This window comes from Pseudomonas sp. Root401 (assembly GCF_001425105.1).
Taxonomy (GTDB): Bacteria; Pseudomonadota; Gammaproteobacteria; order Pseudomonadales; family Pseudomonadaceae; genus Aquipseudomonas; species Aquipseudomonas brassicacearum.
This window is the reverse complement of record NZ_LMDO01000006.1, coordinates 118,424-143,224: the sequence shown is the minus strand read 5'-3', so window position 1 is coordinate 143,224 and position 24,801 is coordinate 118,424. Positions and strand designations below refer to the sequence as shown.

General features: G+C 62.3%; 20 protein-coding genes. 11 read left to right on the top strand and 9 right to left on the bottom strand.

Features of this window, described 5'->3' with window-relative positions:
* Positions 1-107: 107 nt before the first annotated feature.
* From phaZ to ASC85_RS06865, 8 genes are all read right to left on the bottom strand, one after another.
* Positions 108-965 carry a poly(3-hydroxyalkanoate) depolymerase gene (gene phaZ, locus ASC85_RS06900; protein WP_003186648.1) on the bottom strand — a complete coding sequence of 286 codons (858 nt, stop codon included), beginning with the start codon at positions 963-965 and terminating at the stop codon, positions 108-110.
* 100 nt (positions 966-1,065) lie between these two features.
* The gene (phaC, locus tag ASC85_RS06895; RefSeq protein ID WP_003196950.1) at positions 1,066-2,745 is read right to left on the bottom strand and encodes a class II poly(R)-hydroxyalkanoic acid synthase; all 1,680 of its coding nucleotides are present in this window, start codon (positions 2,743-2,745) and stop codon (positions 1,066-1,068) included.
* Between the two features lie 278 nt (positions 2,746-3,023).
* Entirely contained in the window at positions 3,024-3,401 is a 378-nt protein-coding gene (locus tag ASC85_RS06890; protein ID WP_018606686.1) for a gamma-butyrobetaine hydroxylase-like domain-containing protein, read from the bottom strand.
* A 73-nt stretch (positions 3,402-3,474) separates the two neighbouring features.
* Positions 3,475-4,812 (bottom strand): ATP-dependent protease ATPase subunit HslU, encoded by a 1,338-nt coding sequence (gene hslU / locus ASC85_RS06885; RefSeq protein WP_057448755.1) that lies wholly within the window; start codon positions 4,810-4,812, stop codon positions 3,475-3,477.
* A gap of 56 nt (positions 4,813-4,868) precedes the next feature.
* Positions 4,869-5,399, bottom strand: coding sequence for an ATP-dependent protease subunit HslV (hslV, locus tag ASC85_RS06880; RefSeq protein ID WP_003196958.1), 531 nt, complete (start codon positions 5,397-5,399; stop codon positions 4,869-4,871).
* Between the two features lie 217 nt (positions 5,400-5,616).
* Positions 5,617-6,321: an SPOR domain-containing protein gene (locus tag ASC85_RS06875; protein WP_014336156.1), complete on the bottom strand. Its 705-nt coding sequence runs from the start codon at positions 6,319-6,321 to the stop codon at positions 5,617-5,619.
* 1 nt (position 6,322) lies between these two features.
* Positions 6,323-8,059 carry an arginine--tRNA ligase gene (gene argS, locus ASC85_RS06870; protein WP_057448754.1) on the bottom strand — a complete coding sequence of 579 codons (1,737 nt, stop codon included), beginning with the start codon at positions 8,057-8,059 and terminating at the stop codon, positions 6,323-6,325.
* A gap of 210 nt (positions 8,060-8,269) precedes the next feature.
* Positions 8,270-10,489 carry a primosomal protein N' gene (locus ASC85_RS06865; RefSeq protein WP_057448753.1) on the bottom strand — a complete coding sequence of 740 codons (2,220 nt, stop codon included), beginning with the start codon at positions 10,487-10,489 and terminating at the stop codon, positions 8,270-8,272.
* A gap of 289 nt (positions 10,490-10,778) precedes the next feature.
* On the opposite strand from ASC85_RS06865, the gene rpmE reads away from it, so the two are divergent.
* The 3 genes from rpmE to ASC85_RS06850 all read left to right on the top strand — a co-directional run bounded on the left by rpmE (position 10,779) and on the right by ASC85_RS06850 (position 13,281).
* A complete protein-coding gene (rpmE, locus tag ASC85_RS06860) occupies positions 10,779-11,003 on the top strand; it encodes a 50S ribosomal protein L31 (protein WP_003196965.1) in 225 nt (74 codons plus the stop codon).
* A gap of 41 nt (positions 11,004-11,044) precedes the next feature.
* Positions 11,045-11,827 carry a thermonuclease family protein gene (locus ASC85_RS06855; protein ID WP_057448752.1) on the top strand — a complete coding sequence of 261 codons (783 nt, stop codon included), beginning with the start codon at positions 11,045-11,047 and terminating at the stop codon, positions 11,825-11,827.
* 185 nt (positions 11,828-12,012) lie between these two features.
* A complete protein-coding gene (locus tag ASC85_RS06850) occupies positions 12,013-13,281 on the top strand; it encodes a malic enzyme-like NAD(P)-binding protein (protein ID WP_003196970.1) in 1,269 nt (422 codons plus the stop codon).
* Between the two features lie 301 nt (positions 13,282-13,582).
* Here ASC85_RS06850 and ASC85_RS06845 read toward each other — a convergent pair whose 3' ends face one another.
* Positions 13,583-16,027 (bottom strand): penicillin-binding protein 1A, encoded by a 2,445-nt coding sequence (locus ASC85_RS06845; protein ID WP_164488474.1) that lies wholly within the window; start codon positions 16,025-16,027, stop codon positions 13,583-13,585.
* Between the two features lie 208 nt (positions 16,028-16,235).
* On the opposite strand from ASC85_RS06845, the gene ASC85_RS06840 reads away from it, so the two are divergent.
* The 8 genes from ASC85_RS06840 (at position 16,236) to ASC85_RS06805 (ending at position 24,464) form a co-directional block, all read left to right on the top strand.
* A complete protein-coding gene (locus tag ASC85_RS06840; RefSeq protein WP_003196973.1) occupies positions 16,236-17,300 on the top strand; it encodes a pilus assembly protein PilM in 1,065 nt (354 codons plus the stop codon).
* Complete coding sequence (locus ASC85_RS06835; protein WP_057448750.1) at positions 17,300-17,866, top strand: PilN domain-containing protein; 567 nt, start codon at positions 17,300-17,302, stop codon at positions 17,864-17,866. The genes ASC85_RS06840 and ASC85_RS06835 overlap by 1 nt, the downstream gene beginning before the upstream one ends.
* The gene (gene pilO / locus ASC85_RS06830; protein WP_057448749.1) at positions 17,863-18,486 is read left to right on the top strand and encodes a type 4a pilus biogenesis protein PilO; all 624 of its coding nucleotides are present in this window, start codon (positions 17,863-17,865) and stop codon (positions 18,484-18,486) included. Before ASC85_RS06835 ends, pilO begins: the two co-directional genes overlap by 4 nt.
* Complete coding sequence (locus tag ASC85_RS06825) at positions 18,483-19,010, top strand: pilus assembly protein PilP (protein ID WP_003196979.1); 528 nt, start codon at positions 18,483-18,485, stop codon at positions 19,008-19,010. The genes pilO and ASC85_RS06825 overlap by 4 nt, the downstream gene beginning before the upstream one ends.
* Before the next feature lie 13 nt (positions 19,011-19,023).
* A complete protein-coding gene (gene pilQ, locus ASC85_RS06820) occupies positions 19,024-21,099 on the top strand; it encodes a type IV pilus secretin PilQ (RefSeq protein WP_057448748.1) in 2,076 nt (691 codons plus the stop codon).
* Between the two features lie 4 nt (positions 21,100-21,103).
* Positions 21,104-21,622: a shikimate kinase AroK gene (aroK, locus tag ASC85_RS06815; RefSeq protein ID WP_003196983.1), complete on the top strand. Its 519-nt coding sequence runs from the start codon at positions 21,104-21,106 to the stop codon at positions 21,620-21,622.
* Between the two features lie 148 nt (positions 21,623-21,770).
* Positions 21,771-22,871, top strand: coding sequence for a 3-dehydroquinate synthase (gene aroB / locus ASC85_RS06810; protein WP_003196985.1), 1,101 nt, complete (start codon positions 21,771-21,773; stop codon positions 22,869-22,871).
* 9 nt (positions 22,872-22,880) lie between these two features.
* Entirely contained in the window at positions 22,881-24,464 is a 1,584-nt protein-coding gene (locus tag ASC85_RS06805) for an AAA family ATPase (RefSeq protein WP_057448747.1), read from the top strand.
* Positions 24,465-24,801: the final 337 nt, after the last annotated feature.

The following is a 24,801-nucleotide window of genomic DNA, read 5'->3' as shown; positions in this document are numbered from 1 at the left end:
AACTCCTTCGTCATCAGGCTAAAAACAAACACACCGAACCAGACAACATAGTCGCTGTTTCGGGTCGCTGCGCGGTCCGGCGTCCTGCCAGGCGCTAATGGGCGGTTTCAGCCGCCGCCCAGCGGCGAGGGATGCGGATGCATCACCGCACGCTGACGTTCTTCCTCCAGGAATTTCATGATGATCGGCGCCACCGCCTCGGCACGGGTGATCAGGAACAGATGGCCGTCGTCGATGATGTGCAATTGGGCGTTGGGAATGCGCCAGGCCAGCATGCGCATGTTGATCAGCGGGATCAGCGGGTCGTCGTCGCCGGCCAGCACCAGGGTCGGCTGGTGGATCTTGTGCAGCCAGTGGATGCTGGTCCAGCCCAGGCCGGCGAACAGTTGCCAGTAATAACCGAGCTTGCCCGCCGAACGAACCTTGGCCGCATGGCTGGCCGCCAGGCTCGGGTCGCGACGGAACGAGCCGCCGTAGATCAGTGGGGCGATACGCATCACATGGGAAGGTTGAACGTAGCGTCGGGGGCTGGCCATCATCCACAGCACCTTCGGCTTGCCCGGCACCATCACCGCCCCGGCCGCCGTGGCCGCCAGCACCAGCTTCTTGCAGCGCTCGGGGTAGTCATAGGCGAACTGCTGGGCCAGGGCGCCCCCCCAGGACACGCCGATCACGTTGACCTGCCCGTAGTCCAGGTAATCGAGCATCCGCGCGGTGAGTTTGGCCAGGCCAGGAAAGCGATACGGCCGGTTGGGCGTCGATGAACCGCCGACACCGGGTACGTCAAAGGCGATGACTTCCAGGTCCGGGTCCAGGGCCTGGATGAACGGGAACACCAGCTCGAGGTTGGCGCCGATGCCGTTGAAAATCAGCAGCGGCGTCAAGTGAGGCTTGCCGGGACGTACCGCGGTGCGCAAGGTCTGGCCATCCAGATCGACGGTACGGAAGATGTACGGTTGCGGCATGCTTCAAGCCCTGGGGTTAAAAAAGCAGAATGGCAGCTTCAAGCTTCAAGCTTCAAGTCAAGACGCTTGAAGCTTGAAGCTTGAAACTTGCGGCTTACAGCTATCTTTCATGCACATAAGTGCCGGGCGCCGCTTCACCGGCCGGGTAGGCCTTGTTGCCCAACACGGTCGGGGCTTTTTTCAGTTTGCCCGAGCGCTCGGCCTGCCAGGCCTGCCAATGCAACCACCAGGAGTCGGTGTGCTTGGTTGAGTTCTCCTGCCAGTCCTCGGCCTTGGCCGGCATGTCATCACTGGTCATGTAGCGCGACTTGGGGTTGCCTGGCGGGTTGAGGATGCTCTGGATATGCCCGCTGCTCGACAGCACGAACTCCACCTTGCCGCCAAACAGCTGCGCCGACTTGTAGCAGGACTTCCACGGCGTGATGTGGTCGTTGGTGCCGGCCAGGGAGTAGATGTCGGCGGTAACCTGCTTGAGATCGATGGGCGTGCCGCACACTTCCAGTGCATTGGGACGGATCAGTGGATTGTTCTTGAACATTTCGATGAGGTCGCCGTGGAACGCCGCCGGCAGCCGCGTGGTGTCGTTGTTCCAGAACAGGATGTCGAACACGGGCGGCTCGTTGCCCAACAGGTAATTGTTGACCCAGTAGTTCCAGATCAGGTCGTTGGGGCGCATCCAGGCGAACACCTTGGCCATGTCGCGACCTTCGAGTACACCGGCCTGGTAGGAGTGGCGCTTGGCCGCTTCCAGGGTCTGCTCGTCGACGAACAGCGCCACGTCGGTGTCCAGGGTGGTGTCGAGCACACTCACCAGCAGTGTCAGCGCATTGACCTTTTTCTCGCCGAGGGCGGCGTAATGGCCCAGCAGCGCGGTGCAAGTGATGCCGCCCGAGCAGGCACCGAGCATGTTTATGTCCTTGCTGCCGGTGATGGCCGTGACCACGTCCACCGCCTCCTTGAGCGCCTCGATGTAGGTCGACAGGCCCCACTCGCGCTGCTCCTTGGTGGGGTTGCGCCAACTGATGACGAAGGTCTGCACGTTGCTGCGCAGGCAGAAGCGCGCCAGGCTCTTGTCCGGGCTCAGGTCGAATACGTAGAACTTGTTGATTTGTGGCGGCACCACCAGCAGCGGTCGCTCGTGGACCTGCTCGGTGATGGGCCGGTAGTGGATCAGCTCCAGCACGTCGTTGCGAAATACCACGGCGCCTTCGGTCACGCCCAGGCTCTTGCCGACCTCGAACGCACCCATGTTGACCTGGCTCGGCATGCCGCCGTTGTGCACCAGGTCCTTGGCCAGGTGGGACAGGCCATCGAGCAGGCTCTTGCCGCCGGTTTCGAAGAAGCGCTTGACTGCTGCCGGGTTGGCCGCCGAGTTGGTCGGGGCCATGGCTTCGGTCATCAGGTTGATCACGAAATGCCCGCGGCTGATGTCCGCGGGCGAGAGGTTGCTGTCATCGATCCAGGCGTGCAGCTCCTTGCGCCACGCCAGGTAGGTTTGCAGGTAACGTTTGTAGAGGGGGTTCTGGCTCCACGCCGGGTCAGCGAAGCGACGGTCGTCGCCGGCCGGTTGCAGTTCGGATTTGCCGAACAGGACATTCTTGAGTTCGACGCCGAAATGGGCGACGTGCTTGACGCTGTGCAGCGGTTGCTTGATGGCCTGGGTCAGCACCATGCGGGCAGAGGCCAGCAGATCTTTTCTGCGCAAGCCGACGACGGGATTCAACCCCAGGGTATTTTCCGAGGCTTGATACTTCAGGTCATCGTTGTTCTTGTTGCTCATCTACGACGCTCCATTGTCCTTCAGACGAGTACCCGGATCGTGCCATGAAGCCACACAGCCGATACCAGGTACGCTGCTCGGGTGACCGTTAATTCCGCATCGAGGGCCAATGAGGAAACGTATGCCAGGAACTTGTCGGTTCCTTTGCAGGGAACTTGCCAGCTCCATTGGTTACCCGAGTTTAATTTTTTTCGCAAGCAGGCCAGTCATTGACGTTGCCGCGCGGGCATTCAAGCAGATGAGTCTAGAAAATTCGCCCTAAAGCGCCAGCCCTTGAGTTAGAGCATCAGCTTGACGACGGACTCGTTCGGATCGCGGGTTTTTCCGGCGGCCTTGAGTTCGCCAAGATAATCGTTCCACAAGTCTTCCTGACGCACCGCCAGTTGGTAGAGATAGTCCCAGGTGAACAGCCCGCTGTCGTGGCCGTCGTCGAAGGTCAGTTTCAGTGCGTACTGGCCGGCCGGTTCGACCTTGGTCAGGGCAACGTTGAGCTTGCCGTATTGCAGGATGGGTTTGCCGTGGCCCTGGACCTCGGCGGAAGGCGAGTGCACCCGCAGGAACTCGGCGGGCAGGTGATACTCCTCGTCCGGCGCGTATTTGAGCGTCAGGGTCCTGGAGGCTTTGTGCAGGTTGATGGCGGTGGGGAGTTTGGTCATGGAAGCAGCTTACAAGCTACAAGCTACAAGCTACAAGTAACCAACTTACAGCTTGCAGCTTGCCACTTGCAGCTTAGAGAATATACCGCGACAGGTCTTCGTTCTGCGCCAGCTCACCCAGGTGGCTGTTGACGTACTCGGCGTCGATGAGGATCGGCGCTTCGTTGTGGGCGCTCGCCAGGTCGCCGGCGCTGAACGAGACTTCCTCGAGCAGGCGTTCGAGCAGCGTGTGCAGGCGCCGGGCACCGATGTTCTCGGTCTTCTCGTTGACCTGCCAGGCGATCTGGGCCAGGCGCTTGATGCCTTCCGGGGTGAACTCGATGTTCAGGCCTTCGGTCTTGAGCAGCGCGCAATACTGTTCGGTCAGGGAGGCGTGGGGCTCGCTGAGGATGCGTTCGAAGTCTTCCGGCGTCAGCGCCTTGAATTCGACACGGATCGGCAGGCGACCCTGCAGCTCCGGCACCAGGTCGCTCGGCTTGCTCAGGTGGAACGCACCGGAGGCGATGAACAGGATGTGGTCGGTCTTGACCATGCCCAGCTTGGTGTTGACCGTGCAGCCCTCGATCAGCGGCAGCAGGTCGCGTTGTACACCTTCGCGGGACACATCGGCACCGCCGACATTGCCGCGCTTGGCGACCTTGTCGATTTCGTCGATGAATACGATGCCATGCTGCTCGACTGCCTCCAGCGCCTTGGCCTTCAACTCTTCTTCGTTGACCAGGCGACCGGCTTCCTCGTCGCGCACCAGTTTGAGCGCTTCCTTGACCTTGAGCTTGCGGTTTTTCTTCTTGCCCTTGCCCATGTTGGCGAACAGGCTCTGCAACTGGTTGGTCATCTCTTCCATGCCGGGCGGCGCGGAAATATCGACGCCGGCCATTTCGGCCACTTCGATCTCGATTTCCTTGTCGTCCAGCTGGCCTTCGCGCAGGCGCTTGCGGAACAGTTGGCGGGTGTTGGAGTCCTGCGTCGCGGCGGCGTCGGCGTTGAAGCCCATGCGCGCCGGTGGCAGCAGGGCGTCGAGGATGCGCTCTTCGGCGGCGTCTTCGGCGCGGTGGCGGACCTTGGTGATTTCCTGTTCGCGCAGCAGCTTGATGGCGGCATCGGCCAGGTCACGGATGATCGACTCGACGTCGCGGCCGACATAGCCGACTTCGGTGAACTTGGTGGCTTCGACCTTGATGAACGGCGCGTTGGCGAGTTTGGCCAGGCGACGGGCGATTTCGGTTTTACCGACACCGGTCGGGCCGATCATCAGGATGTTCTTGGGAGTCACTTCGACGCGCAGTTCTTCGGGCAGTTGCATCCGGCGCCAGCGGTTACGCAGGGCGATGGCGACGGCGCGCTTGGCATCGTCCTGGCCGATGATATGGCGGTTGAGTTCGTGGACGATTTCGCGGGGAGTCATGGACATAATAATGGGTGGTCCTCAAGCAAGAATGGGCCGTGGCGTGGGTCGCCTGGTCAGGCTTATTCCGCGAGGTCCTGCTCCTCAATGGTCTGGGTGTGGTTGGTGAAGACACAGATGTCGCCGGCAATGCCCAGGGCAGTCTCGACGATCTCACGGGCCGACAGGTCGGTTTTTTTCAGCAGGGCGCTGGCCGCAGCCTGGGCGTAGGCTCCGCCGGAACCCATGGCGATCAGGCCATCCTCGGGCTCAACGACGTCGCCGTTGCCGGTGATGATCAGCGAGGCGTCCTTGTTGGCGACCGCGAGCATGGCTTCGAGGCGGCTCAGGGAGCGGTCGGTGCGCCATTCCTTGGCCAGTTCCACGGCGGCACGGACCAGGTGGCCCTGGTGTTTCTCAAGCTGGCCTTCGAAACGTTCGAACAAGGTGAAGGCGTCGGCAGTGGCCCCGGCGAAACCGGCGATGACTTCGCCGTGATACAGGCGGCGGACTTTCTTCGCGTTGCCTTTCATCACGGTGTTGCCCAGTGAAACCTGGCCGTCGCCGCCCATGACGACTTTGCCATGACGGCGGACTGAAACGATGGTGGTCAAGGGAGAGTCTCCACGCAGCGGGGCGAAAATGCCCGGATGGAACTCATATGGGGGTGGCGTGGGGTTTTTCAACTGTGGGGTGGGGGAGGGGACGAGCGGCCCCCCGATGATCGTTCCCATGCTCCGCGTGGGAACGCCTCAAGGGACGCTCTGCGTCCAGTGACGCGGAGCGTCACGGGCTGCATTCCCACGCAGAGCATGGGAACGATCGGTGTGCCTAGCGGCTCTGGCGTTGTTGTAACAACAGATTGCTGAAACCGCTGCCGGCCAGTTGCTTCTGGGCCTTGGTCAGTTCCTCGCGGTTGCTGAACGGCCCGACCAGTACCCGGTACCAGGTTTCGTCCTTCACGGTGCCGGACTCCACCGACACGGACTGGCCCAGCAGAATGATCTGCGCCCGGACCTTGTCGGCGTCGGCTTCCTTGCGGAACGAACCGGCCTGCAGGAAGAACTTCGTCACCGGCGCGGCTTTCTGCACCGGAGGGGCCGGTGGCGGCGTGATGCCGGCCAGGGCTGCCTGGGCGCGAGCGGTGTCGATCTTCGCCGCTTCGGCTGGGGTCACCGGCGTGGTGGGCACCTGAGGCACTTGCGGCGTCGGCAGGGTTTTCTCCGGCACGGCTTCGGGCGGCACGATGACTTCCGATTCCGGCAGCAAGGTGTAGAAGTCGTACTTCGGCTTCACCGGTTGCGTCGGGCTCGGCGGGGTCTTGTTGGCCTCGGCGATCCGCGTGGCTTTCTGCTGTTCTTGCCGGACGCGCTTGACGTCATCGCCCTGGCCCGGCTCCAGCTTCATCAGAAACACAATGAAAGCGCCGACGGTCAGGCCGATGGCCATCCACAACCAGCCCGGAATCGGTTTTTTTGCTGGAGGCTGGTAACGACTGGCGCCGCGCTTGGGTGCAGGTTTTTTCTTGGCGGCCAACTTACATGCGCTCCAGGGTTTCCAGGCCCAGCAGTTCCAGGCCTTGCTTGAGCGTACGCCCGGTCAGCGCGGCGAGGCGCAGGCGGCTCTGCATTTGCTCTGGGGTTTGCGCGTTGAGGATCGGGCAGTTCTCGTAGAAGCTGGAGAACAGGCCGGCGACATCGTACAGGTAGGCGCACAGGGTGTGCGGTGTGCCCTTGTCGGCGACGTTGTTCAGCACCTCGCCGAACTGTGCCAGCTTCGCCGCCAGCTCCTGTTCGTGAGGGGCCTCAAGCGCAATCTGGCCGTCCACTTCATTGAAGTTCTTGCCGAGCTTGCGGAACACCCCCGCCACGCGGGTGTAGGCGTACAGCAGATACGGCGCGGTGTTGCCTTCGAAGTTGAGCATCAGGTCGAAGTTGAAGCTGTAGTCGCTGGTGCGGTGCTTGGACAGGTCGGCGTATTTCACCGCGTCGATGCCCACGACCTTGGCGATCTTGCGCAGTTCGTCTTCGGCCAGCTCGGGGTTCTTGCCCTTGACCAGGGTGTAGGCGCGGTCCTGGGCTTCGGTCAGCAGGTCGATCAGCTTCACCGTGCCGCCATCGCGGGTCTTGAACGGGCGGCCATCGGCGCCGTTCATGGTGCCGAAGCCCATGTGCTCCATCTCCATTGGACGGGTCACGAAACCGGCCAGGCGCGCGACTTCGAACACTTGCTGGAAGTGCAGGGCCTGGCGCTGGTCGACGAAGTACAGCACCCGATCGGCCTTGAGCACGCCGTTGCGGTAGCGCACGGCTGCCAGGTCGGTGGTGGCGTAGAGGTAGCCACCGTCGGCCTTGACGATGATCACCGGCAGCGGCTCGCCATCGGCGGTCTTGAACTGGTCGAGGAACACGCACTGGGCGCCGTTGCTTTCCACCAGCATGCCCTTGGCCTTGAGGTCGTTGACCACGTTGATCAGGTCGTCGTTATAGGCGCTTTCGCCCATCACGTCGGCCATGGTCAATTTGACGTTCAGCAGCTCGTAGATTTTCTGGCAGTGGGACAGGGAGATGTCCTTGAACTTGCTCCACAGCGCCAGGCACTCGGCATCGCCGGCCTGCAGCTTGACCACCAGGCCCCGGGCGCGGTCGGCGAACTCGGGCGACTCGTCGAAGCGTTGCTTGGCGGCGCGGTAGAAGTTCTCCAGGTCCGACAGCTCGTCACTGGTGATCGGGTTTTCCTGCAGGTAGGCCATCAGCATGCCGAACTGGGTGCCCCAGTCGCCGACGTGGTTCTGGCGGATCACGGTGTCGCCGAGAAACTCCAGGACCCGGGCCACGCCGTCGCCGATGATGGTCGAGCGCAGGTGGCCGACGTGCATTTCCTTGGCCAGGTTGGGGGCCGAGAGGTCGACCACGGTGCGCTGCAACGGGCCGGCCTTGCGCACGCCAATGCGTTCGTCAGCCAGGGCCGCGTCCAGGCGCGAAGCCAGGGCCTGGGTGTTCTGGAAGAAGTTGATGAACCCCGGGCCGGCAATGTCGGCCTTGCTGACGTTCTCGTCGGCCGGCAGCGCATTGATGATTTTCTCCGCCAGGTCCCGTGGCTTCATGCCAGCTGGCTTGGCGAGCATCATCGCGATGTTGCTGGCGAAGTCGCCGTGGGTCTTGTCGCGGGTGTTTTCGACCTGAATCGCCGGCGACAGGCCTTCTGGCAGCACACCTTCAGTGACGAGTTGGGCGATGGCTTGCTGGATGAGCTGGCGAATGGTGTCTTTCATGGTCTTCTCTTTCAACCGCAGGCGCGGCGGCGCTTTGATGCGCTGGTGGAAAAACTGGGCATTATCCGTGGCGAAGACGGGCTTGCCAACTGTAGCGGGTCGGTTGGGGATGTGTGGTGACTATTCGAGCGTCATCGCGAGCAGGCTCGCTCCCACATTGGAATGCGATTCCCTGTGGGAGCGAGCCTGCTCGCGATGACGATGTGTGAGTCAATACAAATCCACCGGATCCACATCCAGCGACCAGCGCACCGCCCGCCCGCTGGGCATCTGTTCCAGTACCAGCAGCCAGGCGCTCAGCAGTCGATGCAGCGGTGCCCGGGCATTGGCCTGTAATAAAAGCTGCGCGCGATAGCGCCCGGCCCGCCGTTCCATTGGCGCCGGCACCGGGCCCAAGAGTTCGATGCCGGTAAGGTTCTGCTCCGCCAACAATCGTTCTGCCTCGCTGCAGGCCTCATCGAGAAAGCCTTCGGCCTGCCCCGGCTTGTGGGCTTCGGCCCGTAATAGCGCCAGGTGGGCAAAAGGTGGGAGGCCGGCGCTGCGGCGTTCGCTCAAGGCTTGTTCGGCGAAGGCGAAATAACCTTGTTCGGTCAGTTGGATCAGCAACGGGTGATCGGCCAGGTGGGTCTGGATGATCACTTTGCCCGGCTCCTCGGCCCGCCCGGCCCGGCCGGCGACCTGGACGATCAACTGCGCCATGCGCTCGCTGGCGCGGAAGTCACCGGAAAACAGTCCGCCATCGGCGTCGAGGATCGACACCAGCGTGACCCGTGGGAAGTGGTGTCCCTTGGCGAGCATCTGCGTGCCCACCAGGATGCACGGCTGGCCCTTCTGGATCGTGGCGAACAACTGGTTCATCGCGTCCTTGCGCGAAGTGCTGTCGCGATCCACCCGCAGTACCGGGTAATCGGGGAACAGGATGCCCAGTCGTTCTTCGGCGCGTTCGGTGCCGGCGCCGACCGGGCGCAAGTCCACTTTGCCGCACTGCGGGCAATGCCTTGGCACGCGCTCGACGTGGCCACAATGGTGGCAACGCAGCTCGCCATGGCGTTGATGCACGGTCATCCGCGCATCGCAGCGCTCGCAGCCAGACATCCAGCCGCAGTCGTGGCACAACAGCGTCGGGGCAAAACCGCGGCGATTGAGGAACACCAGGACCTGTTGCCCGGCGGCCAGGGTCTGGCCGATGGCTTGCTGCATCGGCCCGGAAATACCGCTGTCCAGCGGGCGGCTTTTCACGTCCAGGCGCAGGAAGCGCGGTTGCTTGGCGCCGCCGGCCCGCTCATTGAGGCGCAGCAGGCCGTAGCGGCCGGTGTAGGCGTTGTGCAGGCTTTCCAGCGATGGCGTGGCCGAGCCGAGGACGATCGGGATGTTTTCCTGGCGGGCGCGCACCAGTGCCAGGTCGCGGGCGTGATAGCGCAGGCCTTCTTGCTGTTTATAGGAGCCGTCGTGTTCTTCGTCGATGATGATCAGGCCAGGGTTCTTCATCGGTGTGAACAGGGCCGAACGGGTGCCGATGATGATGTCGGCCTCGCCGTCACGGGCGGCGAGCCAGGCCTCCAGGCGTTCGCGGTCGTTGACCGCCGAATGCACCAGGGCGATCTGGGCGTTGAAGCGCTGTTCGAAGCGCGCCAGGGTTTGCGGGCCGAGATTGATTTCCGGAATCAGTACCAGCGCCTGCTTGCCGGCCTCCAGGGTCTGGCGGATCAGTTGCAGGTAGACCTCGGTCTTGCCGCTGCCGGTGACACCTGCCAGCAGAAAGGCATGATAACTGTCGAAACCTGCACGAATCGCTTCGCAAGCGGCCCGCTGTTCGGCGTTGAGCGGCAGTTCCGGCTGGGCCAGCCAATGTTCATGGCGGGCGCCGGGGGCGTGCCTGCGCACCTCCACCTGGACCAGGTCCTTGGCCAGCAACAGGTCGAGGCTGTCCTTGCTGAGCATCAGTTTGCTCAGCAATTGATGAGCCACGCCGTGGGGATGTTGGGCCAGGGTCGCCAAGGCCTCGCGCTGGCGCGGGGCGCGGGCGATGCGTGGATCGTCCAGCGAGGCGCCGGGCGCCACCGACCAGAACCGCTCCTGGCGCGCCTCGGCCGGTTCGCCCTGGCGCAGCAGCACCGGCAGCGCCCAACTCAGGGTGTCGCCAAGGCTGTGCTGGTAATACTGGGACGTCCATAGGCACAACTTGAACAGCGCGGCGGGCAGTGGTGGCGTGGCATCGAGCAGGGCCAGGGCCGGTTTGAGCTTGTCGACCGGGACCTCGCTGTGGTCGGTGACCTCCACCAGGATGCCAATCATCTCCCGCCGGCCGAACGGCACCCGCAGGCGCATGCCCGGGTGCAACTGGGCGCGCAGGACCCCGGCCGGGGCGCGGTAGTCGAACAGGCGGCGCAGGGGCGAAGGCAAGGCGAGGCGCAGGATGGCGTCGGGCACGCGGGGGATCTCGATAGGCGGACAAGTTCGCAAGGCTGAGCACGATTCAATGTGGGAGCGAGCTTGCTCGCGATGGCTGCGGCACAGCCAGCATCACTGCAACTGACCCACCGCTATCGCGAGCAAGCTCGCTCCCACAGGGATTGTGCTTGAGGCCGGGAGCCTAGCAGACGGTTGGTACAAGTCATAGCTTGCGTGATTGATGTTGTCTGGTAGAATCCGCGGCCTAATTACGTGCGGTATTCAACAATAGTGTTGGGTGGCGGCACGCTAGCCTGAGGAAAACAGCATGAAAACCGATATCCATCCGGAATACCCAGTAATTGCCGTAACCTGCAGCTGCGGCAACAAGTTCGAAACGCGTTCGACCTACGGCAAAGCCCTGGCGATCGACGTTTGCAACGAATGCCACCCGTTCTACACCGGCAAGCAAAAGACTCTGGATACCGGCGGCCGTGTTCAGAAGTTCGCCGATCGTTTCGGTGCTTTCGGCAAAGTTACTCCAAAAGCCTGAGGCTGATCATTTTGGATGGTCGTCTCGACCGCTCCAGACTGATGAAAAAGGCGTCCCTTGTGGGCGCCTTTTTTGTGTCTGCGATTTGGCTCTGCGGTGCCCAAGCGTCCTGTCCTTCGCCGGGCAACCTGCCCCAGGTGGCGGTGCAGCGGGTGGTGGATGGCGATACCTTGTACTTGGAGGATGGCCGACGCGTCCGGATGATTGGGCTCAATAGTCCGGAACTGGGCAAGCGAGGCCGCGCCGACGAACCGTTCGCCGTGGCGGCGCGTCAGCGACTCGAAGCCCTGGTAGCCGCCAGCGATGGCCGAGTGGGCGTGTTGCCTGGCAAGGATGACCGGGATGATTACGGCCGCACGCTGGCCCATGTCTACAACGCCCAGGGCGAGAACCTCGAGGAGCGGTTGATTGCCGAGGGGCTGGGGTTTCTGGTGGCGGTTGCGCCGAACGTCGACCTGGTCAGTTGCCAGCAAATGGCCGAGCGTCATGCGCGGCAAGCCAGGTCCGGTCTCTGGAAGAAATCGCCCGTCGTGCGAGCGGAGCAAATCAAAGCGCCCGGTTTCGTGCTGACGAGCGGACGTGTCGAAAATGTGCAGCGCAATCGCGGTGGCATCTGGATTGAATTGCAGGGGGCGGTTGTCTTGCACATTGCGCCCGGTGTGCAGGGTCGCTTCGACGCCTCGGCCCTGAAGCGGCTGAAGGGCCGAAAAATCGAGGCCCGTGGTTGGGTCGTCGACCGCGCCCGGCGTGGCGGCAACAAGGCCGGGCAGGCGCGATGGATGTTGCCGCTGACCGATCCCGCCATGCTGCAAGCGGTCTTGTAAGAAGAAAATTGTAGACATTTTATCAATGGATTGTATGCATGCGTCCCTTGTGTTTCGCGGCTCTTGGCCCAAAGTCGTAGGGCGGGGCGCTTGACAGCAGTGACTGGTCAGTCTTGTGGGGACTTTGCGAGGCGCGTATCCTCGGCGGTCCGTCTGTCCAACACAGTAAAAAGCGGAATGCCCACATGTCTGATCTGAAAACTGCCGCTCTCGAATATCACGCTAATCCTCGTCCAGGGAAGCTGAGTGTCGAGCTCACCAAGGCCACCGCTACTGCTCGCGATTTGTCGCTGGCCTACAGCCCCGGCGTAGCCGAACCAGTCCGCGAAATCGCTCGCGACCCTGAACTGGCCTACAAATACACCGGTAAAGGCAACCTGGTTGCAGTCATTTCCGATGGCACCGCGATTCTCGGCCTGGGTAACCTCGGCCCATTGGCTTCCAAGCCAGTCATGGAAGGCAAGGGCGTGCTGTTCAAGCGCTTCGCCGGTATCGACGTATTCGACATCGAAGTCGATTCCGAGAGCCCGCAAGCCTTCATCGACACCGTCAAGCGCATCTCCATCACTTTCGGCGGCATCAACCTGGAAGACATCAAGGCACCAGAGTGCTTCGAGATCGAGCGCGCCCTGATCGAACAGTGCGACATTCCGGTATTCCACGATGACCAGCACGGCACCGCGATCGTTACCGCGGCCGGCATGATCAACGCCCTGGAAATCGCCGGCAAGACCCTGCCGGAAGCCAAGATCGTCTGCCTCGGCGCTGGCGCTGCGGCCATCTCCTGCATGAAGTTGCTGGTGAGCATGGGCGCCAAGATCGAAAACATCTTCATGGTTGACCGTACCGGCGTGATCCACTCCGGCCGTGACGACCTGAACCAGTACAAGGCCGTGTTTGCCCACACGACCGAGAAGCGCTCCCTGGCGGACGCGCTGGACGGTGCCGACGTGTTTGTCGGCCTGTCGGGTCCGAACCTGCTGAGCGCGGAAAACCTGCTGCGCATGGCACCGAACCCAATCGTGTTCGCGTGCTCCAACCCGGATCCGGAAATCGCCCCGGAACTGGCTCACGCGACTCGTAACGACGTGATCATGGCCACCGGCCGTTCGGACTACCCGAACCAGGTCAACAACGTACTGGGCTTCCCATTCATCTTCCGCGGTGCCCTGGACGTTCGCGCCAAGCGCATCAACGAAGAAATGAAAGTCGCGGCCGCCAACGCCCTGCGCGAACTGGCCAAGCTGCCGGTGCCTCAGGAAGTGTGCGACGCCTATGGCGGCATCAAGCTGGAATTCGGTCGTGAGTACATCATCCCGAAACCAATGGACGCCCGCCTGATCACCCTGATCTCCGACGCCGTGGCCAAGGCCGCCATCGAGACTGGCGTGGCCACCCTGCCGTATCCGAAGAACTACCCGCTCAAGAGCGTGGATGATGTGTTCAACGGCTAAGCCGTTGTAGCGCTTCAACAAAAAAGCCCCGGCTCCTGTGAGTCGGGGCTTTTTGTTGTCTGAATTTGTACGGGTGGAAACTCTTTCCTGAATATACCGAAAACCTGTGGCGAGGGGATTTATCCCCGCTGGGCTGCGCAGCAGCCCCTCATGCAGGCAGCGCGGAACAATAGATGAGCCGCGCCAGCCGGATTACGACTGCTACGCAGCCGAGCGGGGATAAATCCCCTCGCCACGGGATCCGCACGGGATAAAAAAGCCCCGCACTTCTTCCGAGGGCGGGGCTTTTTTTGGGGGGCGGTCAGAACAGATCGATCGGCGCCGCTTCGTCCGCCGGCAGCGGGCTGCCCGGTGCGACGCCGTTGCCCAGCTCGTTGACCGACGGTGGCGTGTCTTCGCTCTTGAACAGTTCGAAGTACGCACCCGGGGTGCCCGGTGTAGCGGCGCGGCCACTGACCGGGTCGACCCGCAGGCTGAGGATGCCTTCCGGTTCCGGCTGGGTGTGAGGCGGTTTGTCCTTGAGGGCGGCGCCCATGTAGCTCATCCAGATCGGCAGTGCCACGGTGCCGCCGAACTCGCGGCGGCCCAGGCTTTCGGGTTGGTCGAAACCGGTCCAGACGGTGGTCACGTAATCGGCGTTGTAGCCGGAGAACCAGGCGTCCTTGGATTCGTTGGTGGTACCGGTCTTGCCCGCCAGGTCAGTGCGGCCCAGGGCCAGGGCGCGACGGCCGGTGCCGAGCTTGATCACGTCCTGCAGCATGCTGTTGAGGATGTAAGTGGTGCGGCCATCGACAATGCGTTCCGCGATGGCCGGCGCCTGGGGCAGGCCCGGGGCCGTGGTGGCTTCGCCCGGTGTCCCATTGACCGTGAACGTCTCGGTGGACGGTGCGGCGACGCCATCGCTGGCCTGCTCACCCGTGGGGACGCGTGGCGGGTTGGCGACGAACAGCGTCTCGCCGTTGCGGCTTTCGATTTTGTCGATGATGTACGGGGTGATCTTGTACCCGCCGTTGGCGAACGTACTCCAGCCGGTGGCGATTTCCATCGGCGTCAAGGTCGCGGTGCCCAGGGCCAGGGACAGGTTGCGTGGCAGGTCCTGCTTGTTGAAGCCGAACTTGCTGATGTAGTCGATGGTACGGTCCACGCCCAATGCCTGCAGCAGGCGGATCGAGACCAGGTTGCGGGATTTGTACAGCGCCTCGCGCAGACGAATCGGGCCGAGGAACGTATTGGTGTCGTTCTTCGGTCGCCAGACCTTGTCCAGGTACTCATCGACGAACACGATCGGTGCGTCGTTCACCAGGCTGGCGGCGGTGTAGCCGTTATCCAGGGCGGCGCTGTAGACGAACGGCTTGAAGCTTGAGCCCGGTTGGCGCTTGGCCTGCAACGCGCGGTTGTAGTTGCTTTGCTCGAAGGCGAAGCCACCGACCAACGAACGGATGGCACCGTCCTGTGGGTCGAGGGATACCAGGGCGCCCTGGGCGGCCGGGATCTGGCTGAACTTGAGGGTGTTGTCCGCCTGGCGCTGGACACGGACCAGGTCGCCGACCTGGGCAACGTCGGACGGTTGCCGTGGGTTGGCGCCCATGCTGTTGGTGTTGAGGAAGGGGCGGGCCCACTTCATGGTGTCCCAGGCCACGTGTTCCTCCAGCTCGCCGTTACGGGTCAGCACCTTGATGCCGTCCTTGTCCACCGACGTGACAATCGCCGGTTCCAGGCTGCTGATGGTGCGCTGCTTGGTCAGCTCCAGGGCCCAGGCTTCCTTGGTCTTGCCCGGCAGGCGCGATTCAGGGCCACGGTAGCCGTGGCGCTGGTCGTAAGTCATCAGGCCTTCGTGCAGCGCGGTGTTGGCCATTTCCTGCAAGTTGCTCGGCACCGTGGTGGTCACGCGGAAACCTTCGGTGTAAGCGTCGCTGCCATAGCGCCCGACCATCTCGGCACGGGCCATCTCGGCGATATACGGGGCGTTCACTTCCGGGGTTGGTACGTGATAGCTGGCGTTCAGCGGTTCATTGATCGCGGCGGTGTAGTCGGCCTCGCTGATCTTGCCGAGCTTGTACATGCGCCCCAGGATCCAGTCGCGACGTTCCTTGCTGCGTGCCGGGTTGGCCAGTGGGTTGAAACGCGAGGGTGCCTTGGGCAGGCCGGCGATCATCGCCATCTGCGCCAGGCTCACGTCGCGGATCGACTTGCCGTAGTACACCTGCGCCGCCGCCTCGATGCCGTAGGCGCGGTTGCCCAGGTAAATCTTGTTCACGTACAGCTCGAGGATTTCATCCTTGGTCAGCTGCCGCTCGATTTGCAGGGCCAGGAGGATCTCGGTGGTCTTGCGCGAGAAGCTGCGCTCACTGGTCAGGAAGAAGTTCTTGGCCACCTGCATGGTGATGGTGCTGCCGCCGGACTGGATATGTCCGCTCTTGACCAACTGGCTGGCGGCGCGCATCAGGCTGCCCGGGTCGACGCCGTAGTGATTGGCGAAGTTGTCGTCTTCAGCACTTAGTAACGCATTGATGAAATTGGGGGGAATGTCGGCGAAACGGATCGGCGTGCGGCGCATTTCGCCAAATTCGGCGATCAACTTGTTGTCGCTGCTGTACACCCGCAAAGGAATCTGCAACTGAATACTTCTCAGCGCCTCCACGGACGGTAATCCCGGACTAAGGTAAAGAAAGGCACCGCTCAGGCCCAAGAGCAGTCCGCAGAAAACGGCGACGATGGACCATCCGAAAAATTTCAGCAGACGAATCAAGGCTTTTGGATATCCAGACAAAGAATGAAAAAGGCGCCAGGTGCAGGGATGGACCCGTGCTTGCAACAAAGCGAAAAAAAACGCTGGGCATTATAAGCATTTTTTTTCGTCGGGAATGCCATCCGGACGTCCGTCGGACCGGCGTGATTGAACGCAATGCATATTAGAGAGTCCGTAACTCACGGATAGTCATAGGGAATTGGTAGTGCTACGACTCTTCAATAAAAAAGCCCATGCGCTTCTGGGGATCGACATCAGTTCGACGTCGGTGAAGCTGCTGGAGTTGAGCCGCCAGGGCGATCGATACCGCGTCGAGTCCTACGCGGTCGAACCGTTGCCAGCCAACGCTGTGGTCGAGAAAAACATCGCCGAGCTCGAAGGGGTGGGGCAGGCGTTGTCGCGCCTGTTGGCCAAGGCCAAGACGCCCTTGCGTAGCGTGGCGGTGGCGGTGGCGGGTTCGGCGGTGATCACCAAGACCATCGAGATGGACGCCGGCCTGTCCGACGATGACATGGAAAACCAGCTCAAGATCGAGGCCGATCAATACATCCCCTATCCCCTGGATGAGGTGGCCATCGATTTCGAAGTGATGGGTGTTTCGCCACGCAGTGCCGAGCGCGTCGAAGTGCTGCTGGCGGCGTGCCGCAAGGAAAACGTCGAGGTCCGCGAGGCCGCGTTGGCGCTCGCCGGGCTGACGGCCCGGGTGGTCGATGTGGAGGCTTATGCGCTGGAGCGGGCTTTCGGCCTGCTCGCCACGCAACTGGCTGCCTCCCAGGAACGGCTGACTGTGGCTGTGGTCGACATCGGCGCCACCATGACCACCCTCAGCGTGCTGCACAACGGGCGCATCATCTATACCCGCGAACAATTGTTCGGCGGCCGCCAACTGACCGAGGAGATCCAGCGTCGCTATGGCCTGACGCCCGAGCAGGCTGGCCAGGCAAAGAAGCAGGGTGGCCTGCCGGACGACTATCTCAGCGAAGTGCTGCAACCTTTTCGCGAGGCCCTGGTACAGCAAGTCTCGCGGTCCTTGCAGTTCTTCTTCGCCTCGGGCCAGTACAGTGCGGTGGACCACATTCTGCTGGCCGGGGGCACGGCTTCGGTCGCCGGCCTGGATCGGTTGATCGAGCAGCGCCTGGGCACGCCGACCCAGGTGGCCAACCCGTTTACCAACATGGCCCTGAGCAGCAAGGTCAATGCCGGCGCCCTGGCCGGTGATGCGCCGGCACTGATGATTGCCTGTGGGCTGGCCCTCAGGAGTTTCGACTGATGGCGCGGATCAACCTGCTTCCCTGGCGCGAAGAGCTGCGTGAAGAACGGCGTAAACGCTTTTTGCTGGCCTTGGTGGGGGCGCTGGTCGGTGCGGTCGGCGTGGTCCTGGTCGCGGTCCGGTACATTGACAGCGCCATTGACCGCCAGGTCGCTCGCAATAGCCATCTTTCCGAGCAGATCGCCGTGCTGGACGAGCGTATCAAACAGATCAGCGAATTGAAGGCCCGTCGCCAGCAATTGCTGGAGCGCATGCGCATCATCCAGGACTTGCAAGGTAACCGGCCGGTCAGCGGGCGCATCTTCGACCAGCTGGTGCGGACCTTGCCGGACGGGGTGTATTTCACCGAAGTGAAGATGGAAGACCGGACGCTCTCGATCAAGGGGGCCGCGGAATCGAACAACCGGGTCTCGGACCTGATGCGCAACCTGGACTCGTCGGACCTGTTCGACACGCCCAGCCTGGCGGAGGTCAAGGCCACCACCGCTGGGCAGCTCGACCAGGCCAATGTCTTCCAGCTGACGGTTCGCCAGACCCGCCCGGCCGATGCGGAGGACGCCCAATGAAACCGGGGGAGTGGTTCGACGCACTGCGCAAGATCGATCTCAGTGACCTGGACACCAACAACATCGGTTCCTGGCCCGCGCCGATCAAATGGCTGGCGGGTGTCCTGCTGGCGGTCCTGGTGCTGGGGCTGGGCTATAACTTTGCCTTGAGTGACCTGGAGAACCAGTTGCAGCAGGTGCGCGAGGAAGAAAACACCCTCAAGGCGCAATTCGCGGGCAAGGCCCACATGGCCGCGAACCTGGAGCGCTACACCGAGCAGATGAAACAGATGGAAACGTCTTTTGGTGTGCTGTTGCGGCAATTGCCCAGCGATACCGAAGTGCCGGGCCTGCTGGAGGACATTACTCGCACCGGCCTGGGCAGCGGCCTGGAGTTCGAGGAAATCAAACTACTGCCGGAGGTCACCCAGCCGTTCTACATCGAGTTGCCGATCCAGATCACCGTGACCGGCGGCTACCACGACCTGGCGACGTTCGTCAGTGGGGTGGCGGGGCTGCCCCGGATTGTCACGCTGCACGACTTTGATATCGCACCGATGGAGCCTGATGCCGGCGCGAAGCTGCGCATGAGCATCCAGGCCAAGACCTACCGGTACAACGAGCAGGAGTCGCAACCATGAGGCCGGTGTGTCGCATCTGCCTGTTGGCAGGCCTGGTCGCGTTGGCGGGCTGCGGTAACGACAACGGTTTCAGTGATTTGGACGCCTACATGAACGAAGTGCGCCTGCGGCCGCCCGGCAAGATCGAGCCGACGCCGACGTTCAGACCCTACGAAACCTTTACCTACAGTGCCGCCAACCTGCGCAGCCCGTTTTCCCGGCAGGTCCGCGTGGACCAGGCCGAACGGCAGCGGGGCTCACGCAACGTCCGGCCCGACCCGAACCGGGTCAAACAGTATCTGGAAGGCTTCAACATCGAGCAGTTTGAAATGGTCGGTACGATCTCCAACGTCAGTGGCTCCTTCGCGCTCCTGCGGGGCGCGGGCGGGGTGCATCGGCTCAAGGTCGGTGACTATCTGGGACGCAACGACGGGCGGATCGTCAACATCAGTGCCACCCAGGTCGATGTGGTCGAAATCGTTCCCGATGGCGAGGGTGCCTGGCTGGAGCGACCACGGACCATTCCTTTGAAAGAGCATTCATAGTGGAACTCGAACAATGAACAGGTTTTTTTCAGCCCTCGGTATTTCGCTATGGATAGCGCTGTTGTCGCCGATGGTTCTCGGGGCCAGCCTGAAGACGTTGGATGTGGCGGCGCTGCCGGGGGACCGTGTCGAGTTGAAGCTTTCCTTCGACGGGCCGCCGCCATCACCCCGGGGCTACACCACCGAACAACCGGCGCGGATTGCACTGGACCTGCCGGGCGTGACCAATCAACTTTCCAGCAAGCGCCGTGACCTGGGCGGGGGCAATGCACGCAGCGCCACCGTGGTCGAGGCTGGGGATCGTACTCGGTTGATCATCGGCCTTACCCAACTGGCGCCGTATGACACCCGGATCGAAGGTAACAACCTGTTCGTGGTGGTTGGCAAGGGCGCCGCCCCGAAGAACTCCACTACCCAGCCGCCGCGCCCGGCGGTTGCCAGCGCTGCGCCTGCGAGGGCCAGTGCGCCGGTGGGCAAGGCGATCCGTGGGGTGGACTTCCAGCGCGGGACCCAGGGCGAAGGCAACGTGGTGATCGACCTGTCTGATCCGTCCATCGCCCCGGACATCCAGGAGCGCGAAGGCAAGATCATCCTCAATTTCGCCAGGACCCAGTTGCCCGAGCCGCTGCGGGTGCGCCTGGACGTCAAGGATTTCGCTACCCCGGTGCAATTCGTCAATGCCAGCGCCGGCAGCGACCTGGCGACCATCAGCATCGAACCCAGCGGGACTTTTGACTACTCGACCTACCAGACCGACAACAAGCTCACCGTCAGCGTCCGGCCCATGACCGTCGACGACCTGCAAAAACGCAACGCCGACCGCGCGGCCTACAGTGGCGAGAAGCTCTCGCTCAACTTCCAGGACATCGAGGTGCGTTCGGTCCTGCAACTGATTGCCGATTTTACCAACCTGAACCTCGTGGCCAGCGACACGGTGCAGGGTGGCATCACCCTGCGGTTGCAGAATGTGCCCTGGGACCAGGCGCTCGACCTGGTGCTCAAGACCAAGGGGTTGGACAAACGCAAGGTCGGCAACGTGCTGTTGGTGGCTCCGGCCGATGAAATTGCCGCTCGTGAGCGCCAGGAACTGGAGTCGCAGAAGCAGATTGCCGACCTGGCACCGCTGCGGCGTGAACTGTTGCAGGTCAACTATGCGAAGGCGGCCGACATCGCCAAGCTGTTCCAGTCGGTGACCAGTGCCGAGGCCAAGGCCGATGAGCGCGGCACGATCACGGTCGATGAGCGAACCAACAACATCATTGCCTACCAGACCCAGGACCGCCTCGACGAACTGCGCCGGATCGTGGCGCAACTGGATATTCCGGTGCGCCAGGTGATGATCGAGGCGCGGATTGTCGAAGCCAACGTCGACTACGACAAAAGCCTGGGCGTGCGCTGGGGCGGTTCGATTCAAAACAAGGGCAACTGGAGCTCCTCGGGGGTTACCACGGGCGATTCCACCACCATTGGCACGCCGGGTAGCACCAGCACCAACCAGCCGTTCGTCGATCTGGGCGCCTCGGGCAATACCTCGGGCATCGGCATTGCCTTCATCACCGACAACGTATTGCTGGACCTTGAGCTGACGGCCATGGAGAAAACCGGCAACGGGGAGATCGTCTCCCAGCCCAAGGTGGTGACGTCCGACAAGGAGACGGCAAAGATCCTCAAGGGCACGGAAATTCCTTATCAGGAAGCCAGCTCCAGTGGCGCTACGTCGGTGTCGTTCAAGGAGGCTTCGCTGTCGCTGGAGGTGACCCCGCAGATCACTCCAGACAACCGGATCATCATGGAGGTCAAGGTCACCAAGGATGAGCCGGACTACCTGAACAAGGTGAATGATGTGCCGCCGATCAAGAAAAACGAGGTCAATGCCAAGGTCCTGGTCAATGATGGCGAGACCATTGTGATTGGCGGGGTTTTCTCAAATACTCAGAGCAAGGTTGTAGATAAGGTGCCATTTCTTGGCGATGTGCCGTATCTTGGCCGCCTTTTCCGGCGTGATGTGGTTTCGGATAGCAAATCCGAGCTGCTGGTGTTCCTCACTCCGCGTATCATGAATAACCAGGCGATTGCTGTGAGTCGTTGATTCTGTGCGAAATTTGATTCTTGTTGGGCCGATGGGCGCTGGAAAAAGCACCATCGGCCGTTTGCTGGCCAAAGAGCTGCGCCTGCCGTTCAAAGATTCCGACAAGGAAATTGAATTGCGCACGGGTGCCAATATCCCATGGATTTTCGACAAGGAAGGCGAACCGGGCTTTCGTGACCGTGAGCAGGCGATGATCGCCGAGCTGTGCGCGTTCGATGGCGTGGTGCTCGCCACCGGTGGCGGCGCGGTGATGCGCGAAGCCAATCGTCGGGCGCTGCATGCCGGTGGACGAGTGGTCTATCTGCATGCTTCTGTCGAGCAGCAGGTCGGTCGCACCGCCCGGGATCGCAACCGCCCGTTATTGCGCACCGCCGACCCGGCCAAGACCCTTCGAGACCTGCTGGAGCTGCGTGATCCGCTGTATCGGGAGATCGCCGACCTGGTGGTGGAAACCGACGAGCGGCCGCCGCGGATGGTGGTGCTGGACATTCTCGATCGCCTCCAGCAACTGCCTCCCCGTTAATGCGCTTGGCGAAATGCGCTATCCTCGACGTCCCGTCATGGCCCGCCTGGGGCGTGGCGGATGGCCATTAACTGGCGTCAGAACAAGCACCGCGGACTTTCGTTAATTGCAGGCAGGACGCCTGATTCCATCTTCACTGTGGGGACACATGCAGACACTTAAGGTCGACCTGGGCGAGCGCAGCTACCCGATTCATATTGGCGAAGGCTTGCTGGACCAGCCCGAACTGCTGGCACCGCATATCGCCGGGCGGCAAGTGGCGATCATTTCCAATGAAACCGTCGCGCCCCTGTATCTGGAACGCCTGACCCGCAGCCTGTCGGCCTTCTCGGTCATTTCCGTGGTATTGCCCGACGGCGAAGCCTTCAAGAACTGGGAAACCCTGCAACTTATTTTCGACGGCCTGCTGACCGCACGCCATGATCGGCGCACCACGGTGGTTGCCTTGGGTGGTGGTGTGATCGGCGACATGGCCGGTTTTGCAGCCGCCTGCTATCAGCGCGGCGTCGATTTCATCCAGATCCCCACCACGCTGCTGTCGCAGGTCGACTCGTCGGTGGGCGGCAAGACCGGGATCAACCATCCGCTGGGCAAGAACATGGTCGGTGCTTTCTATCAGCCCAATGTGGTGCTGATCGACACCGCCACCCTCAATACCTTGCCGGCCCGCGAGCTGTCTGCGGGGCTGGCGGAAGTCATCAAGTACGGGCTGATCTGCGACGAGCCGTTCCTGGGCTGGCTCGAGGAGAACGTCGACCGCCTGCGGGCACTTGATCAAGTGGCCCTGACCTACGCCATCGAACGCTCCTGCGCCGCCAAGGCTGCCGTGGTGGGTGCCGATGAGCGTGAGTCGGGGGTGCGCGCCACCCTCAACCTGGGTCACACCTTCGGCCATGCCATCGAAACCCACATGGGCTATGGTGTCTGGCTGCACGGTGAAGCGGTTGCGGCCGGTACGGTCATGGCCCTGGAGATGTCTGCGCGCCTGGGCTGGATCAGCGAACAGGAGCGTGATCGCGGTATTCGTCTGTTCCAGCGCGCCGGATTGCCGGTGGTTCCGCCCGAGGAAATGAGCGAGGCGGATTTTCTTGAACACATGGCAATCGACAAAAAAGTGATCGACGGTCGTCTGCGTCTGGTGCTGCTGCGCCACATGGGCGAAGCGGTGGTGACCGACGATTATCCGAAAGAAGTTCTACAGGCCACGCTGGGAGCGGACTACCGCGCCCTGGCTCAGCTTAAAGGTTAATAAGATCCGATGACTAGTTTGCATGCCGACGAGGCTTTCCTCGGCCATTTCCAATTGAGTCATGACCCTTTTGCACCGCGGGTCCCGGGCTTCAAGTTCTTCCCTGCACAGCGCAAGCCGGTACTGGGCCAGTTGCATCACCTGGCGCGCTACAGCCAGTTGCTGCTGGTGGTCACCGGTCCCCAGGGCAGCGGCAAGACCTTGCTGCGCCAGGCCCTGGTGGCCAGCACCAACAAACAGTCCGTGCAAAGCGTGGTGGTGTCGGCCCGCGGTGCCGGCGATGCCGCTGGTGTATTGCGTCAGGTGGCCCAGGCGCTGAACGTCGCGCAGGCCGAAGTCGGTGCAATTCTCGAACAGATCGTGCAGCTGGCGCTGACCGGGCAGGAAGTCTATCTGCTGGTGGACGATGCCGAGCAACTCGACGAGTCGGCCCTCGAGGCCCTGCTGGCCCTGGCAGCCGGTGCGCCGGAGGGTCGCCCTCATGTGTTCCTGTTCGGTGAGTCGTCGCTGATCGCCGACCTGGACCAATTGAGCCTTGAGGAAGAGCGCTTCCACGTCATCGAGCTGGCGCCCTACACCGAGGAAGAAACGCGTGAATACCTGGCCCAGCGTCTTGAGGGGGCGGGCCGGGGTATCGAACTTTTTACCGCCGATCAGATCTCTGAGATTCACGAAAGCGCCGACGGTTGGCCTGGCAACATCAACCAGGTCGCCCGCGATGCTCTGATCGAAGTCATGATTGCCAGCCGCTCAGCGGTGAAGCGTCCAAGTATGGGGTTCAACATGCCGAAGAAACACGTATTGGCAATTTCCGCCGTCGTCGTGGTCGCGGTTGCCGCCGCCTGGCTGATGCCGGGGCGCACCAAGGCACCCACCACGGGTGCCCCTGCCAACGAACAGGCGCAACTGCCTCTCGGCCAAGGGACGCCGCAACCCAACGGTGGTGCGCCGGCAGTGGAATTCGCCGGCAACACCCAGCCGATGCCGTTGCCGCTGGTCGGCCAGTCGCAACCGGTCATGCGCGGCCCGCTGGCTGAAGCGGCCGGTGGCATCACCGAAGGCGACGACGGTGCAGCGCCACCGATCGACGACAGCAGTGACGTGCCGCCGACCGTGACCACCACCGCGCCGCCTGTGGGCGTGCCAGCCGGCCCAGCGCCGACGCCAACGCCTGCTCCGGCCGCCAAGCCGACCCCGGCGCCCACCCAGGTGGCCACCGCCAAGCCTGCCCCGGTTCCAGCGCCTGCCGCCAAGCCGGCGGCGCCGGCACCTGCAGCCAAGCCTTCTGCCCCGGCCAAGGCCACGGGCGGTAGCTGGTACGCTGGCCAGGCACCGGGCAACTACGTAGTGCAGATCCTCGGCACAAGTTCCGAAGCCGCGGCACAGAACTTCGTCAAGGAGCAGGGCGGCGAGTACCGCTATTTCAAGAAAGTGCTCAACGGCAAGCCGCTGTATGTCATCACCTACGGCAGCTTTGCCAACCGTGATGCAGCCGTTTCCGCCATCAAGGCCTTGCCAGCGAAGGTTCAGGCTGGTAAACCTTGGCCTCGCACTGTCGCCAGCGTCCAACAGGAACTGGCAGCAACTCGCTGAAGATTCGGCGGCCTTACCCAGGCCGCCTCTCCCGGCAACCTCAAAATTCCGCAGGGGCGGGCGACCTTTCAGGCCGCGCGCCTTGTGGTGTCTGCGTCACAGTAGTGTTTGAGTCGTAGCGGTCGAACCCAAAAAAGTTTTGACTAGCACAGCGTATAGCTTTAAACCTTTCACAAATGCGACATGGATTTGCGACAGTTCGTCGTCAAATTTGTGAGCCTCTGTGTCGGTGTGTACAATGACCTCCCTTTTGCCCCCGCAAAGCTGGCGTACGTTCGGCGCGGCATGCAACTGGTTGAATTGAAAAGAAATTTGCCTCGATTAGAGGCAGCCTGGT

Bases quoted from the DNA above. Each gene is read 5' to 3' on its own strand.
- ASC85_RS06850 (WP_003196970.1), top strand. From the start codon at position 12,013: ATGTCTGATCTGAAAACTGCCGCTCTCGAATATCACGCTAATCCTCGT.
- pilO (WP_057448749.1), top strand. From the start codon at position 17,863: ATGAAACCGGGGGAGTGGTTCGACGCACTGCGCAAGATCGATCTCAGT.
- phaC (WP_003196950.1), bottom strand. From the start codon at position 2,745: ATGAGCAACAAGAACAACGATGACCTGAAGTATCAAGCCTCGGAAAAT.
- rpmE (WP_003196965.1), top strand. From the start codon at position 10,779: ATGAAAACCGATATCCATCCGGAATACCCAGTAATTGCCGTAACCTGC.
- ASC85_RS06825 (WP_003196979.1), top strand. From the start codon at position 18,483: ATGAGGCCGGTGTGTCGCATCTGCCTGTTGGCAGGCCTGGTCGCGTTG.
- phaZ (WP_003186648.1), bottom strand. From the start codon at position 965: ATGCCGCAACCGTACATCTTCCGTACCGTCGATCTGGATGGCCAGACC.
- ASC85_RS06805 (WP_057448747.1), top strand. From the start codon at position 22,881: ATGACTAGTTTGCATGCCGACGAGGCTTTCCTCGGCCATTTCCAATTG.
- ASC85_RS06835 (WP_057448750.1), top strand. From the start codon at position 17,300: ATGGCGCGGATCAACCTGCTTCCCTGGCGCGAAGAGCTGCGTGAAGAA.
- ASC85_RS06855 (WP_057448752.1), top strand. From the start codon at position 11,045: ATGAAAAAGGCGTCCCTTGTGGGCGCCTTTTTTGTGTCTGCGATTTGG.
- ASC85_RS06890 (WP_018606686.1), bottom strand. From the start codon at position 3,401: ATGACCAAACTCCCCACCGCCATCAACCTGCACAAAGCCTCCAGGACC.
- argS (WP_057448754.1), bottom strand. From the start codon at position 8,059: ATGAAAGACACCATTCGCCAGCTCATCCAGCAAGCCATCGCCCAACTC.
- hslU (WP_057448755.1), bottom strand. From the start codon at position 4,812: ATGTCCATGACTCCCCGCGAAATCGTCCACGAACTCAACCGCCATATC.
- aroB (WP_003196985.1), top strand. From the start codon at position 21,771: ATGCAGACACTTAAGGTCGACCTGGGCGAGCGCAGCTACCCGATTCAT.
- pilQ (WP_057448748.1), top strand. From the start codon at position 19,024: ATGAACAGGTTTTTTTCAGCCCTCGGTATTTCGCTATGGATAGCGCTG.